This is a genomic window from Leptospira interrogans (assembly GCF_900156205.1).
In the GTDB taxonomy this organism is placed as follows: Bacteria; Spirochaetota; Leptospiria; order Leptospirales; family Leptospiraceae; genus Leptospira; species Leptospira interrogans.
This window is the reverse complement of the sequence record NZ_FTNA01000005.1, coordinates 173,425-188,209: the sequence shown is the minus strand read 5'-3', so window position 1 is coordinate 188,209 and position 14,785 is coordinate 173,425. Positions and strand designations below refer to the sequence as shown.

Genomic DNA, 14,785 nt, shown 5'->3' with positions numbered 1-14,785 from the left:
TTAAACTTCTTCCAACGGTGAAAATTCTTTCATACTGTCTACTCCTTGAAATCGGAGTCCCGTGTCCAAGTTATATCCTTGGTATTCTTTTAAAAATGCGGATCGGCTCATTTTGTTTTCTAAATAATTCCAGGCGTGGGTCAGAGCTTCTTTGCCGTTTTGTGCGGAACTGTTGATTAGTTCTACAAAGGAATCTTCTCTTACGATCGATGGATCTGCCGGATAGTTCCATTTCTTTTTTTCTTCGTTCATGATCCGTTTGTCTATATGTTCTTTGAGAGGAAGCATTAGTACCGAAGACCTAACTTTATGAAACGTTATTTGATCTAGAAATTTTAGAGTTCCTCGCACCCATCTACTTCTAGAATCCATAAGCTTATGGAATTCTAAATAACCTAAAAAGGATTCGTTTAACAAATCTCCCGGAATAATTTTATCTTCCGAACCTATATAATATTTTTTGAATTCTTCGGAAAAAGTGGATTTAAGTCCGCGGAGCCAGAAATGCCAGAGCATAGGGTCCATCTTCCAGATTTTTTTTTCGGATTTAAAGATGGCGTCTACGTGATGTACAAAGTCGTATTCTTTTGGAGTCATTCCCCATCTATAGTCTAACAACCAAGAATCCAGTGCATTTTCCACTCTCATATGATTGTATTGTGCGAGGCTGCTGATTTTTTTGTCCTTATTGTAAAAGTCTCCGGAGATATAAAAGATATACGGATGAGTGACTATGTCCACGACACAATGACAAATATAACCCAATGTAAACGCGATATAACGATCTCTATGAATTCCTTCTTCTGTCTGTAGAATGAGATCCAAAAAACTCAGTACAAGTTCTGCGACTGAATTGTGATGACTCATGTCTCCCCATCTGGTAGCCTTTTTGGTTTTGTGAGGAGAAAATATATGATAAAAATAAAATATATCTGGGGCGATGGCTCCTATGTTTGCAAACTTTCGATTGGATTCTGCTCGCATCAGAACTGCGATTTTTCTTTGGTCCGCAGTTCCGTGATCCAGATGTTTACAAATCTGAGAAAGTACTTCTAGATGAGTGATTTTACCAGCCATGACTGAAAATGCCTTTTAAAAAACGGAACTCTTTAGGAGCGTGTTCTAAAACCATTTAGAATTGTACGTTTCACTATGCAATCAATAGAAAAATTAAAATTTTTAACAGAATCACAGGTGAGATCCATTGCTGGACAATTTGGAACTCCAGTTTTCGTTTATTCCAGAGAACGAATCGAAAAAAGTTGTGAGGTCGCTCTTGCGTTTCCGAACGCTTATGGTTTGACCGTTCGATACGCTATGAAAGCCAATCCCAATCGTACCGTTTTAGAAATTATGAAACGAAAGGGAATCCAAATTGACGCAAGTTCAGAATACGAAGTTTTGAGAGCGATCCATTACGGATTTAAACCGGAACAGATCATGTTGACTTCTCAAGAACTCGCCAAGGGTCTTAAAGAATTGGTAGAAAAGGGTGTGGTTTTTAACGCTTGTTCCCTTCGTCAGTTAGAAACCTTTGGAAATTTATTTCCAGGGAAAGAAGTTAGTGTTCGGTTTAATCCGGGGCTTGGTTCCGGTCAGACTAAAAAGACGGACGTGGGCGGAAAAACTTCTTCCTTTGGAATTTGGTACGAGGATATAAATCAGGTTAAAGAGATTGCGTCTAAGTTTGATCTGAAAATTTTTAAGGTTCATACCCATATCGGATCCGGGAGTGATCCGGAAGTTTGGAAAGTGGTCGCTCAAGTTTCGCTCGATATTGCCGCTCAGTTTTCTGAGTGTAAGATCTTAAATTTAGGCGGTGGTTTTAAGGTAGGTAGAATGGAAGATGAAAAAACTACTGATTTTCAAAAGATTGGTCCGCCAGTGGTTGAACTCTTTCAGGAGTTTGCAAAAAAACACGGGACTGAACTTCGTTTAGAGATAGAACCTGGCTCGTTTTTAATGGTAAATAACGGTTCTATACTTACTACCGTGGACGACGTGGTTTCTACCGGTCCGGGCGGTTATACTTTTGTTAAATTGGACGCGGGTATGGACGTAAACACTAGGCCTTCTTTGTATGCCGCCAAACATCCGTTAGTTGTTGTTTCCAAAGAAGGAGTTCATTCCGGTAAAACGGCGGACTATGTTTATGTTGGTCATTGTTGCGAAAGCGGGGATTTATTTACTCAAGCAGAAGGTGGCGGTCCAATTACAAGAATAACAGGAGAAGCTAAATTAGGAGATTATGTTGTTATGGAAGGAGCTGGTGCATATTGTTCTTCTATGTCCACGAAAAATTACAACTCTTTTCCTGAAACGGCAGAGGTTTTGGTTGATTCGGATGGAAGTTTTCAACTAATTCGAAGACGTCAGAATTGGGAACAGATCTTTCAGAATGAAGTCACTGTTTCTCTCTGAAAAAATTTACGTTTTAATTTTAGCTGGTGGAACCGGTTCTAGAATGGGTTCTAAAATTCCAAAACAGTTTTTGGAATTAAATGGTGAGCCTATTCTTATTCATTCTTTAAAAAGATTTCAAAATTGGGGAAAACAAAAACGAATCGTGCTGGTTTCCCATTTCGAATCGATCCCAAAAATTGAATCGATTTGTGCTTCTTATTTAGAAAATGAAGACAGGATCGTTCAAGGTGGGGAGAATAGACATTCTTCCATGTTATGTGGTTTGTCCGTTTTGGATTTTAAAGACGAAGATATTATTTTGGTTCACGACGCCGCCAGGCCTTTTGTTCTTGCGGATGAGTTGGATTCTCTTTGTGAAAAAGTGCGTTCCGACGGGATTGCTACCTTGGCTTCTCGTACTTCTGAAACTGTATTAGAAGAATTGAATGGGAAAACCGTATCCTTTTTAGACCGCGAGCACGTCTGGTTTATGAAAACTCCTCAGGGAATTCGTGGTGATGTTTTGAAAGAATTACTCACGTTTTCTGTGGATTCGATTCCCACTGATCTTTGTTCTTGGGCTTTAACTTTTGGAAAAACTTCTTCCATTGTGGAATCTAATCCTTTAAATCTTAAAATTACTCGTAAGGAAGATTTGGATCTTGCGGAAGTTTTTTCTTCTTTATTTCAAAAGATTTCATCGGACATATAACTGCTCAGAATCATATAATAAAATACTTATTTAATAGTTTATGCTTTAATCCTATGAATTCATAGAAAGCGTTTTGCTGAGTTCTTCAGTCGTTTCGCATCGGATTCTATCGAACTTATTTGAAACAACACTTTATGATAGATATTTAGGTATTCGATTTAATAGAGATTTGAGTAATCGCTAGAACTTTTACTTTATCCTTATGAAACCTAATTTTTACGTAAAAGATAAAATGTGGGAACTCTTACAATTGATAAAATAGAAGTTTATAATACTTGAATCTGTAGTATTCGAGTGTGGGAACTCACACAAAATTTAGGTTTGTCTGTAAAATGATGTGGGAACTACTTCAAATCACAATTTTACGAACAAATTCTAAAATTGTAGGAACTCATACTTGTAGAAAATTTTTTCAACCACCGAACTCACGTTATTTAGCCACTTAATTTGATAAATACGAGTATTGAACAGTGTATGACCCTGAAATGTGGGAACTCCCACCAAGAATTCAGCGATAAAGTGCTGTTTAAAGGCCTAAGATTACGTAGATACGTGGAATTTCTTATTGGCTTAGTTTGGTTTAAGAGTATTCAAAAAAAAATTTCTAAAAGTGGTAGTTTCCACATTTCAAGTATGGATGTAGTTACGACCCTAAAGTTTTACTTTTAAATTTCAAATTTGTGAGAGTTCCTACAGATTGTCGCATTCATTCTGCTTTTTGAAAATTCTTTTGTCATTAAATCTCTATAATCTTTAGGTTTTCGGACAGATTTCTGTAATTATGTGTTTTGGATCGGTGAACTTAGAATTTGTTTCCAAAACTTGAAATGGTATGGTTGGTAAAAGGAATTGGTATTTTTTAAAAGAAGTAGTTCCCACATTTTCGGAATTGAACTGTAAAATCTGTAATTTGTGAGAGTTCCCACAAATTAAGTCACATTATGAATTTTTAAATATTCATTTTACGTGGCTGGAATTTGTAATAGTTTCTACAATCTAATTTTTTTTCTAAAAAATAAGGTTTAACGTGAATTCAGTATAATAAATGTGAAAGCAATTATTATGCTACGGTCCGTAGATAAGTAGCATTGCGTTTGAAAATTCCGAAGGAATTGAAACATTATGTTGCAACAATAAGGAGCAACATTGAGTTCAAGAAACTCAGCAGAACGCTCTTTACGAATCGCGTTCTATATTGAAACTAAAAACGATATGTCGTATAACGTTTTCCGCACACAACTTATTGACTAAAACTGAAAACCAAGTCTAACTTGGCAGCCGGATTCGATTCTTATCCCGAACTCACCTTAAACAAATTCAACGTAGTATTATTTAAACGCGTCCGAGTGATAAACTCAATAAATCCATTTTTTGAAAATGGGACCTAAGGGAAAATACGTCATATTCGGTTCTTTTCCGACGTAGACTTATCTGTCTGATTACCTTAAAATCATCACATCAAATTTTTGGACGCGTATTCATTTTTGAAGAATCAATTCTGGAATTAAAATTTTATATGATTATATTTGAATGTATTTGGTTGTGATAAGTTGATTTTATTTAGTGAGTAGTTAAATTATGAATTTTGAATATATTGAATCTATTATGAATAAAATGATTTCTGAAGTCGTAGGGATGGGACAGTCTATTCCTTTGATTCTTGCGGATCAAGCGGTTTTACCGTCTTCTTGTCCTTATGGAACGTATAAGGTTATCCAATTAGTTCAAGATCCCATCTCAAACGCTTCCAGAAGTATCCAGAAGTTGGATCCTACAAATTTTAAAGAGATCATTCGAATCAATCAAAGCGTTTTGATCAATATAACTTTTTTACACGATAGTTCCATTGCAGTTTGTTGGGAACTTTCAGAAAAGTCAATGGATTGGTTCGATTCAAAAGAAGGAACAATTGAATGTGATAAATTCGGGATCACGCCGGTTTTGATTTCACCTAACATTCAGGACAAAACTGTTTTAACAGAAAGTGGAATCTATATATATAAGGTTAGCTTTGATGTACTACTTAAATTAAGAAAATATAATGAACAACCGGGCGAATCGACCGCTAGCGCACCAACGGTTGAATATCAGGAGGAAGCATGAGCGCACAAACAGTCTCTAAAATAGAACCGATCAGTATTAATCTATTTCTTAGGAATACTCCGGTTTCTCAAATGGGATTCGGATTACCTTTGATTTTAGGAGTTAAAGAGCCGACCTATTCTTTACAAGTTTCCGGAAATTCCGGCGGACTTATTTGGAAGTCTACACATACTGGAATTGTATTTATACAAATTAAATACGTGGTTTCAGGAAACAACACTAGTCTTAGTGTCGTCCGTACTGGAACCGGTACAGAAAACGATCCTTATATAATTTCGGTTAATGTTTCTACGGATGCAAACGGAGTGGCTACGTCTACCGCGCATCAAATCAAATTAGCAGCTGAGTCAATTTCAAATATCGCGGGAGCAACTAAGATTGTAGATGTAATCGAAGTGGCAAATTCTGGCAGCGGAATTGTTTCCGCGTTTGCACAAACCGCTTTGGGCTACGAAAGATATATGGAAATTTCTTCATCGGATGATCTTTTGGAATTAGGTTTTATTTCTTCCGATAAAGAATACATTCAAGCCGCGCAGATGTTCAGACAAACCCCTAGACCAAAACGGGTCGCGGTATTTCTGCTTACTTCCTGGTCGGCTGCTTCGACCGAAATTTCAGCTCTTAGAAATTCTGGTAAAGACTCTTGGTTTAAAACTATAGCAACTACTCACGATAAGGAAACCATACACGCGTTAGGTGATTATCTCGCTTCTATCGAAAAAATGTTTTTTGCGTGTTCTGACGATTTAAGCGTTTTAACTGGAAGAAATTCTATCTGGGAGTACATCACTCTTCATAAAACTCCAAATTCTTTTCCGGAAGCCGCTTGGGTAGGAAATTCTGCTCCTCGCAGAGTCGGTTCGTATAACTACGCTTATTTGCCTTTGGATGGAGTGGAAAATTCGGGTTATGCGAATTCACAGGTAAGTTCCGTATTTGCGGAAAATGGAAATTTGATCGTAGATTTCGGAGGAAAACAAGTTCCTTATCCAGGAATTTCCACTGGGAACGTCTACGCCGATGTAGTCGAAAATCGCTCTTGGCTCAAAGCTCGTCTGAAAGAAAACATCTCAAGTCTTTTTCTGAACTCGGATGTTGTACCTTATACAATTCAAGGAATTCAGATGATTGAAGCGAAGATGCGTGAAGTTTTTGTTCAAGCTGGAATTCAAGGTATCATCGCGCCGGTGGAAACGGATACGGATAAAACACGTTCTGATCTTGGCGATTATCAATATAAAATCAATTTACCAGATACGATAGACGAAATTCCGACAAATGATCGGAACAACCGTGTTCTTCCTAACGTCACTTTTTCGTGCCGTTTAAGAGGAGCGATCAACGAAGTCGACATAGACGGGGAATTAACCTAAGGAGTAATCAGGAATGAACGGTATTTGGGATCCAAAAAAATTAAACGTTAACTGCAACGGAAGAGACGTGTCGGGTATGAGTCAATCGGACGGTTTTTTTAAAATCGAACCAGTAACAAAGGAATACATACTTTCTCAAGTAGGCATCAAAGGAGATTGGAACATCTCTGAAATATATGATGGAAGGGTAAAATTGTCTATTGCTCTCATGGGAGATTCTCCTGAAAACGAGTTTTTTTTCGCAATGGGTGAAGAACGTCTTCCTTGTGTATTTACGATTAAAGATAAAAGCGACGGCGGAATGCTCGGTTTTTCCGCACAGGGAAGAGTTTGGGAAAGGCCAAACATAGAAAAAGGCAAGGAATATAAGGACAAAACTTGGGTGTTTCTTCTCCCTGACTATAAAGGAGTTTTGACGGCATGAATGCAGAAAGTATCGGAAATATTTCGAATATTCAGAAAATAGAATATTCTAAGTTAAAGAAGAAACCGGAAGGTGAGACCTCATCCGAACCCATTTTGGAAACAGTAGACGATGACGCCAAAGTCGCTCAGATTCTTTTTGTGGATGGTAAAAGATATAAACTTCAACATCCGGGCAACAGAAAGGCACTTCGTTGGAGACAAGAATCTATTTCTCTTACTGAAGGATTGAATCAGGACAAACTTCTGGATAAATTTTTTAAGTTTTGTGTAAAACCTGTAGAACATACCTTTGAGCCTACGTTAGACGTAGTTGAACCAAATCACGTGGAGGTGTGGCTGTATATAGCCAACCGATTTCTTAAGTGGGAGTTGGAATAAAAGGTTTTCGGACTTTGGAGAAAATCCTTCTACCGAAGAATGGATGAAGTGGATTGATGAAGAAGTGGATCGAGAACTTTTTTTTTGGAAACCTTTTATCTTAGGTGCGGCGCATTTTACAACTAAAGAACTCGAAAATGCGTCCACCGTTCTTTATATGAAAATGATGGAAGTGGTAGATAGAAGAAAAAAAAGAGAAGCCGAAGAAAAGTCGGAAGAACTGAAGTTTTTGGCCAGGTTGATTCAAGGTTCTAGTTTTTAATAGTTTCTTAATATTTTAAATAATTAATATATAAATAAAATAAGATTGGATGATAAAAATATGGCAGAACGAGAAGTAAATATTATTATTAAAATAGATGTGGATTCGAAAGACGCTTTTTCTGAAATTGAAAAGGATCTGAAAAAGCTAAAATCACAGATCGTAGACTTTTCAGATGCTACAAGTCTTACTTCTCAAAGAGGGATTAAGTCTTGGAAGGATTTGACAGATTCAGTTCGAAATTTTGTAAAAGGAGAATCTGGCTTATCCATTTTTGCGAGTCGTTTAAAAACGACTGAATCTAATCTTACCAGTTTGTATTCTAAGTTAAAAGGAAATGTAAAGTTAGAAAATGAATTTTTTGGACTTGCAAGGTCTGCGGGTTTTAGCGAAAGGCAAATTGCAAAACTAGATTTTCAACTCAATGCCAGCGCTAGGACTACGACCTTGCTTTCTTCCGTGTTCAAAGGTTTTGCCCAGATAGGTTCTTACGCTTTTAATTCTATCATTGTCCCTTCTTTGAAAGTAGGAATTGCATTAGAAAAACAGATTGGAGTTTTGAAAAATCTTTCTGGAAACGAATATCCAAAATTACAAGACGCGATCAATAATACGATACAAATTTCTAAAGGCCTAACCACACAAAAAGAACTTACCGAAGCCGCAAACGAAGCGATCAAAACTGGAGCTTCGGTTGAATTTATTTCTAAAAATCTTTCCGGGCTTCAAAAAGTCTCCAGACTTACGAATCAAGATTTAATATCTTCTATGAAAGGGGCTTATAAAGCAATTGAAGACGGTTCCGAAGAATTTTTAAAAAGTAACGGGGCTTTGTTTTCTAGTTATTCTGCCGAGTTTAAACAGATAAATGAATCCGGTATGTCTGCGATTGATAAACGGTTGGCAAGGGAAAAATTAATCTCTGCGGCTTTAAATGAAAATAGTATATTACAAAATAATTATGGATCCCACGTTAAAAACGCTTCCGTAATTTTAGAAAGGTTTGATAAAACTATAGAAAGATTAAAGGAAAGTTTTGGACTTCTACTCGCAAAAGCCCTAACTCCTTCTTTGAATGTGATCGGAGACTTGATCGATTACTTTACGATTGGCGGGAAAAGTTCGGAATATATGGAAGACGTATTGGTTATCTTTGGAAGTATTTTGGTAGGTGTTCTGGGTGCAATTGCGGCTCAGATGATCGTTACGTCCGGAATTACTTTTGGAGCTATGATTCCTTCTTTATTGAGTATGGCGGCGGCCGGTTTTATAGCGATTGCTCCTTGGATTGTATGGATCGCCATTGGAGTTGCGTTAGGCGCTATGTTTGCAATCATCATTTTAGTTATTAAGGATTTATATAAATGGTTTACCGGAAGTGAATCTGCGATCGGTAAATTTTTAGGACCTTTTGCGAATATTAAGAAAATGTTTAGGGATTTAATTGACTGGTTTAAATCCCTTCCGGGAAAAATTTTAAGTTCTCTTGGTGAACTTGGATCGAATATTCAGAAAAAATTAGGTGGAATTTTTCCATTACAATTATTGAAAGTTCTAGGGATTACTTCCAGTCAGTCTAGTGACGTAAAGAAAGTAGATGATGCTCTTATTACAAAACAAGGACAGATTGTACAATTTCATCCAGACGACAATTTGGTAGCCGTAAAAGACTTAGGGGTGTTAGGCGGATCTAAGTCAAAAAGTGGAGGTAATTCGATCAACATCAACATCGCTAATGTAGTGTTAGGTTCTGCTTCTACAAAAGAAGAGGCGAACGTGTTTGCATCTTATTTGGAAAAGGAATTGGAAAAAATTGCTACTAAAATCGGGCTCGGAGCGGGTATTTCACCGGAGGCGGTTTTATGAAAATTTTAAATGGTAGGGATAGGGTCGCGCTTACGGACGGAGACGAAGAGGTGGAATTGAATGTCTCTTTGGGTATTCAACACTCTTATCCGGTTGAGATTACTCGTCATACTGTAGAAAAGGAAAAAGGAATGACCTCGATTACAGATCACGTTATTCCCGGTCAAAGAGAAATTTCGCTTAACGTTTTGATTTCGTCTTCTACGGATTTGTTGGCTTTAAGCGAAAAAAGCGTGGATGATAAACTAGAGACTTTGGTCCGTTGGCAGTCCCAAGGGACGTTAGTCACTTTGCTTGGATATTCTACTGGAGGAATTATTTCTAAAATTCTTTCTATGTTACCGTCTTTGTTCCGTTTTGTGGAACCCGATGATCCTGATAAAAGATATTTAGGACGTTCTACGGATGAAATTCCAAATCTTCTGATCGGTGATATGAATATCCAAGAAGCCAAGGAAACAGGTAACGACGTATCTTTGAGTTTATCTTTATTTCCTGTGGTGATCGCAGAGGCAAAGGCGAGACAATTGAATACGGTTAAATCCGCGGGTAAAAGAACGACACAAATTCAAACAAAATCTGGAGCCCCGGTCAAAAAGATAAATTAGCGAGGATTTATATTATTATGAAAGAATTCAAATATCTACCAATTGATCAGAATATATTCCCGATTCGTTATACGTTTATGATCGAGGAAACGGAATATGAATTTGAATTCTCGCATAACATAGAAGGAGATTTTATTACTGTGTTGATTAGAGATCAGGACGGGAAAGATCTTTTCGCCTCTAAATTGTTATACGGTGTTCCGTTAAATCATATGATCGTGGACGGTTTTAATAGTTCTATTCTTTTAACTCCTTTTGATTTAGACGATCTTTACAAGGATGAATTTGAAAACATTCCTGTGAATTTGGAAACTTTCGGTTCCAGAGTAAGATTGTATTTAGGAGAAAAACAATGATCGGTAATCCTAAACTTTTTGGACGTACAGTTTCTTTGGAGATTCTTCCAGCGACTGGAGCTGCAAAAGAGTTTAGTTATCCTCCTTTTAACTTCGAATTTGAAGCCGAGTTAGACGGACTCAATATAACTCAGGTTACGATGTATAACGTAAACGAAGAAACGTTGAGTCTTGTAAGCGCTCAGATAAAAGAAAAAAAAATCCAATATCCTTCTGCGTTGTTAAATGCAGGTTACAAAGACGAAAATGGGCTCGTTGTTTCCGGAGAAATTATTCATCCTAAGTGGAAACAAGAAGGAACCAATAAAAAGTTGGAATTCCAGATCAGCGGAAGCGCTGGCGCTTGGACGAGAGCGTATATTATGAAAACGTACACAAATCTTCCTGCAAGAAATGTGATCATGGATATTTTAAATCAGGGAAATTTAAAGCCCGGAAGGATTCAATTAGGAGTCAATAAAATTGTGAACTTCAGCGCCAATACGGAGTTAGGTGATTGTATTCGCCGTTTTTGTAATTTAACAAAATCTCAATATTGGTTTCAAGATGGTCAAATTCATTTTGATTCTCTTGATCCTTCTAAAAAAAACAGCGTCATTTTTTTAGATCATTCTTCTGGATTGATCGGAGTTCCAGAAAAGGGTCAGGATACTTGGAAGGTGACTAGTCTCTTCCGTCACAAGTTTAAGAAGAATATGATCGTGTCCGTAAAAGGAGGAGGGCTCGATTCGGAATGTAGAATTGTTAGCGGTAAGCATAAATTCTCTACTTTGAGTACGGATTGTTTTTCGGAATTAGAGGTGAAACCTATATGACTTTAGATAAAGCGATTTTAGCCGCCATTCAAAACAACGTATCTAAGATACAAATTGGTCTTCCTGGAATTATAGAATCTTTTCAGCCTCAAGATATGACGGCTAACGTTCGTATTCCTCTAAAAAAGGAAGACGATTCTGGACAAGAAAGGTCTTTTCCTGTTTTGTCTGGCATTCGAGTCGGCACATACTGGGCCGGAGATTTTTATATCAAACCTGATTATAAACGAGGAGACAAGGTTTGGATTTCGTTTTCTACACACGATATATCGGACGCAATTAGAGGAATCGAATCTGTTGCTTCGGATTCTCTTTTCGATCTTCAAAGCGCTTGTGTAATCAGTGGTTATAAAGGGAAAGCCGATATTCCAGCTACCACTTCTAATTTGCCCGGACTTATAATCGCTCATAAAGAAGGTAAGTCTTTGATCCAACTAGATGGAGATCGAATTAAAATTCAGGGTGGTATTGCTGACTTGACCGAATCAGCTGTGTTAGGTGAAACCCTGGTGAAGTTTATTAAGTCTTTGATCGACGTATTTTTGAACAACTCGGCTACGTTTACTACTAATGCGGTTCCTGGTTCGCCTGCGGGACTTGCGGCTTCGGTAGTTTCTCAGCTTAACGTTCGTAAATCAGAAGTGGAGCAGTTGCTTTCCGGAAAGGTGAAATTAGGATGAAGGGAATTAAGATAGAGAACAAAGACGCGGTAATCGTCGGGGGACGGTCCGTGATTATTCAAGATTTAGAATATTATTCCCAAAGAATTCGGCATTCGATTCGTTTGTCTCTGGGAGAGTCCGTCTACGAGCCGTTAAGCGGAGTGGACTGGGAAGCCATATTTTCCACAAAAGTTTCTAGAGATCGTATCTTGACTGAAATTAAAAAGACGATTCAAAAAGATCCTGAAACCGTTTCGATCGAAAAAATTGAATTGGTAGAGAGAGAAAGTTCGAGCCGTGGAATATATATTCAATTTTCTGCAATTACAAAGTATGGAATCGTTACGGGAGAATTATGATGTCAGGAGTCAGTGAACAAGGTTTTGTCCGAAAAAGTAGAGAAGAAATTTTATCAGAATTGGAGGAAGGTTATAAAACTCGCTTGGGTGGGGATATAGATCTTTCTATCGTCAGTGAAGACGGAATTCGTATGAGGATTCTAGCAGATGAACTAGATAAGATTCATCAGCTTGCGGAAAAAATATTTTATTCTAATTTTGCACATACCGCTTCCGGTGTTTCTTTAGATCGAGTTTTGAATCCTCTCGGTTCTGAACGTCAACCGGCTAAACGTTCCATAGTCGTTCTTAGATTTTCAGGGGTGGACGATGCAGTGGTTCCGGCCGGAATCATTTGTCAAACTGGCAACGGGTTACTTTTTATTACCATCGAATCTGGAGTTTTATCTGGCGGACACGTTGACGTGAACGCACAAGCATTAGAAATTTCTTATGGAGTAAATGGAAATGTAAATGCCAATTCGATCACTACGATTAATACAGCGATTAGCGGAATCGATTCAGTTACTAATCCAGAGCCGTCCAGAGGTGGGCGTGCGATAGAAACGGATTCTGAGTATTTGAATCGTTTTATTCAAGAAGGAGTAAACGGAGGTTCTTCCGCTGCAAACGTTCAAGGTGTGTTGAACAACATTCCCTCTGTACTCAATGCAATCGTGTATGAGAATAACACCGATTTTACGGATGTGGACGGAAGACCACCACATTCTATGGAAGCTGTAATAGAAGGAGGTTCTTCTGAAGAAATTGGAGAAGTTTTTTTAAGAAACTGGCCGGGAGGAATCGAATCTTACGGTTTGGAATTTACTACGGTTTTTGACAATAAAGGTGTTCCTAGAACGTACTATTTCAATAGACCAACAGACGTTCTTGTTTATGTAAAAATTGATGTTGTAAGAGATTTAAATCTTTGGATGCAGGGTTCTGAATCAGTTATAAAAACGAATTGTATCAAAGTGATAGGAGGAGTGGACACGATTGCTTCTACTTCCACTTACTATAAAGGAGAAGGAACTGGTGCGGATGTGTTTGCATGGAAATTGATCGCAGCCCAAAGTGCACTTCAGGAATTCGATTCTGTAAAGGTATTAGGAATTAAATCCATGACCGTAAAGGTAGGTCAAACTTCTCCGGCTATACAAGACGTACTGCCGATCAATAGCAGACAACGTGCTAAGTTGATCACTGCTAATATTCAGGTAAATTTTATATGACCCACTTAAACGAAGTATTAGAAAAATATCCTTCTTCGATCTTTACAAGAGATCCAGATTCAACGATTGCGAAAAAGTGGGAAGTTGAACTTGAATTGTTAAACGAAGTCCGTTCCGTATTGGAATCGATTTCCGGAATTACGGATTATAGGATTCAAAATGGAACCGTTTTAGATTTGATCGGTAAGAATTTAAAACAGTCCCGGAACGGAATGGACGATTTTCGTTATAAGATCTTTCTTTCGATCGCACGTCAAAAACGTAAATCGAAAGGTGATATTTTTTCGATGAACGAAATCGGATCTCAGATACTTGCTGGAATAGGAACGTTATACGAAATCAAAGAGCTTTGTTACGGAGGTATTCCGATGCTCTTGGATGCTACATATACTCTCAACGGGGAATATCCACTTTCTGGAAATACAAAAAGACCCGCTACAATTGAAGTAATTTTTACCGGTTTGGTTGATGAGCTTCCTGTAGTTCCGGAATTTAACCAAGCGATTGCACAAATTTGTCCCGGAGGTGTAAAGGCGATCATTCGATACCGTTTCGAAATATCTACGTTAGGTGGAAGATTGTATGGAGAGTCCATTCGTGCCCCATATTTAGATGGGAGTTGGTCCTTAAACGGGTTCACTCTTTTGTCTGGAGAAAAGGTTAAGATTCGACCTTATGAGATTGCTTTTGGAATTGGAGGATTATCTGAAGGGTTTCCGAAAACTCCCGGTATCGGAGATACTGGTTTGCAGAACGAGGTTTTTCGTAAGTTAGTCGAAATTAAATCTGATCTGGATGGCAATCGTTATTTTCAAACGACTGTCAAACAAGGGGAGATGATGGGTTATGGAATTAATGAGATAGGACTTTTTGACGAGGATGGGGAACTACTATATCTTAGGACTTTTCCTTCTAAAGAGAAGGATCATATTATAATTTACGATTTTGTAATTAAGGAGGAATTTCAGTGATTCAAATACTTGCAAGAGAAACTAACGTAGAATTTGCCGGAACTGGAAAATTTAGAATTGAATTACTTCCGGTTGCACTGTTTAAAACACATGAAAGTCTTTTAGAATACTGCCATCGAAAGGGATATAAAAAAAACGGGTCTGGACTGGATGCCGAGTTTACGAGAGAAGAGGATTTAAAACCGGTTCGTGATCGTTTAAAAAAATACGTAGACCAGCCTTTCAAAGTATATGAGAAGTTTATTATATTAGAACAAGAGTTAAAGGAGTGATT

General features: G+C 37.7%; 17 protein-coding genes. 16 read left to right on the top strand and 1 reads right to left on the bottom strand.

The window, feature by feature from the left end; all coding sequences use genetic code 11:
• Complete coding sequence (locus tag BW942_RS06420) at positions 1–1,077, bottom strand: zinc dependent phospholipase C family protein (protein ID WP_000907506.1); 1,077 nt, start codon at positions 1,075–1,077, stop codon at positions 1–3.
• A 75-nt stretch (positions 1,078–1,152) separates the two neighbouring features.
• Between BW942_RS06420 and BW942_RS06415 the strand changes: the two genes are divergently transcribed.
• The 16 genes from BW942_RS06415 (at position 1,153) to BW942_RS06340 (ending at position 14,783) form a co-directional block, all read left to right on the top strand.
• Positions 1,153–2,421 carry a diaminopimelate decarboxylase gene (locus BW942_RS06415; RefSeq protein WP_001190627.1) on the top strand — a complete coding sequence of 423 codons (1,269 nt, stop codon included), beginning with the start codon at positions 1,153–1,155 and terminating at the stop codon, positions 2,419–2,421.
• Positions 2,399–3,115, top strand: a complete 717-nt coding sequence (locus BW942_RS06410) for an IspD/TarI family cytidylyltransferase (protein ID WP_000838282.1) — start codon at positions 2,399–2,401, stop codon at positions 3,113–3,115. Before BW942_RS06415 ends, BW942_RS06410 begins: the two co-directional genes overlap by 23 nt.
• A 1,578-nt stretch (positions 3,116–4,693) precedes the next feature.
• Positions 4,694–5,218 carry a phage neck terminator protein gene (locus BW942_RS06405; protein ID WP_001008704.1) on the top strand — a complete coding sequence of 175 codons (525 nt, stop codon included), beginning with the start codon at positions 4,694–4,696 and terminating at the stop codon, positions 5,216–5,218.
• Positions 5,215–6,594, top strand: a complete 1,380-nt coding sequence (locus BW942_RS06400) for a DUF3383 family protein (RefSeq protein ID WP_001276053.1) — start codon at positions 5,215–5,217, stop codon at positions 6,592–6,594. Before BW942_RS06405 ends, BW942_RS06400 begins: the two co-directional genes overlap by 4 nt.
• 13 nt (positions 6,595–6,607) lie before the next feature.
• Positions 6,608–7,018 carry a phage structural protein gene (locus BW942_RS06395; RefSeq protein WP_001013415.1) on the top strand — a complete coding sequence of 137 codons (411 nt, stop codon included), beginning with the start codon at positions 6,608–6,610 and terminating at the stop codon, positions 7,016–7,018.
• Positions 7,015–7,398 (top strand): LIC_12613 family protein, encoded by a 384-nt coding sequence (locus tag BW942_RS06390; protein ID WP_000990862.1) that lies wholly within the window; start codon positions 7,015–7,017, stop codon positions 7,396–7,398. Before BW942_RS06395 ends, BW942_RS06390 begins: the two co-directional genes overlap by 4 nt.
• Positions 7,399–7,441: 43 nt before the next feature.
• Positions 7,442–7,660, top strand: coding sequence for a hypothetical protein (locus BW942_RS06385; RefSeq protein ID WP_000871054.1), 219 nt, complete (start codon positions 7,442–7,444; stop codon positions 7,658–7,660).
• 60 nt (positions 7,661–7,720) lie between these two features.
• On the top strand, positions 7,721–9,526 hold the full coding sequence (locus tag BW942_RS06380; RefSeq protein WP_000840737.1) for an LIC12611 family phage tail protein: 1,806 nt from the start codon (positions 7,721–7,723) through the stop codon (positions 9,524–9,526).
• On the top strand, positions 9,523–10,134 hold the full coding sequence (locus BW942_RS06375; RefSeq protein ID WP_000698509.1) for a phage baseplate protein: 612 nt from the start codon (positions 9,523–9,525) through the stop codon (positions 10,132–10,134). The genes BW942_RS06380 and BW942_RS06375 overlap by 4 nt, the downstream gene beginning before the upstream one ends.
• Positions 10,135–10,151: 17 nt before the next feature.
• Positions 10,152–10,490, top strand: a complete 339-nt coding sequence (locus BW942_RS06370; protein WP_000657656.1) for a phage baseplate plug family protein — start codon at positions 10,152–10,154, stop codon at positions 10,488–10,490.
• Positions 10,487–11,305 carry a phage protein gene (locus BW942_RS06365; RefSeq protein WP_000579997.1) on the top strand — a complete coding sequence of 273 codons (819 nt, stop codon included), beginning with the start codon at positions 10,487–10,489 and terminating at the stop codon, positions 11,303–11,305. Before BW942_RS06370 ends, BW942_RS06365 begins: the two co-directional genes overlap by 4 nt.
• On the top strand, positions 11,302–11,985 hold the full coding sequence (locus BW942_RS06360) for a Gp138 family membrane-puncturing spike protein (protein WP_000171192.1): 684 nt from the start codon (positions 11,302–11,304) through the stop codon (positions 11,983–11,985). The genes BW942_RS06365 and BW942_RS06360 overlap by 4 nt, the downstream gene beginning before the upstream one ends.
• Positions 11,982–12,326 carry a contractile injection system sheath initiator gene (locus tag BW942_RS06355; protein ID WP_000676196.1) on the top strand — a complete coding sequence of 115 codons (345 nt, stop codon included), beginning with the start codon at positions 11,982–11,984 and terminating at the stop codon, positions 12,324–12,326. The genes BW942_RS06360 and BW942_RS06355 overlap by 4 nt, the downstream gene beginning before the upstream one ends.
• The gene (locus BW942_RS06350) at positions 12,326–13,540 is read left to right on the top strand and encodes a baseplate J/gp47 family protein (protein ID WP_000017270.1); all 1,215 of its coding nucleotides are present in this window, start codon (positions 12,326–12,328) and stop codon (positions 13,538–13,540) included. The genes BW942_RS06355 and BW942_RS06350 overlap by 1 nt, the downstream gene beginning before the upstream one ends.
• Positions 13,537–14,511: a hypothetical protein gene (locus BW942_RS06345; RefSeq protein ID WP_000149359.1), complete on the top strand. Its 975-nt coding sequence runs from the start codon at positions 13,537–13,539 to the stop codon at positions 14,509–14,511. The genes BW942_RS06350 and BW942_RS06345 overlap by 4 nt, the downstream gene beginning before the upstream one ends.
• Positions 14,508–14,783 (top strand): LA_1064 family peroxide-responsive upregulated protein, encoded by a 276-nt coding sequence (locus BW942_RS06340; protein ID WP_000614734.1) that lies wholly within the window; start codon positions 14,508–14,510, stop codon positions 14,781–14,783. Before BW942_RS06345 ends, BW942_RS06340 begins: the two co-directional genes overlap by 4 nt.
• The last annotated feature ends 2 nt before the right edge of the window (positions 14,784–14,785 follow it).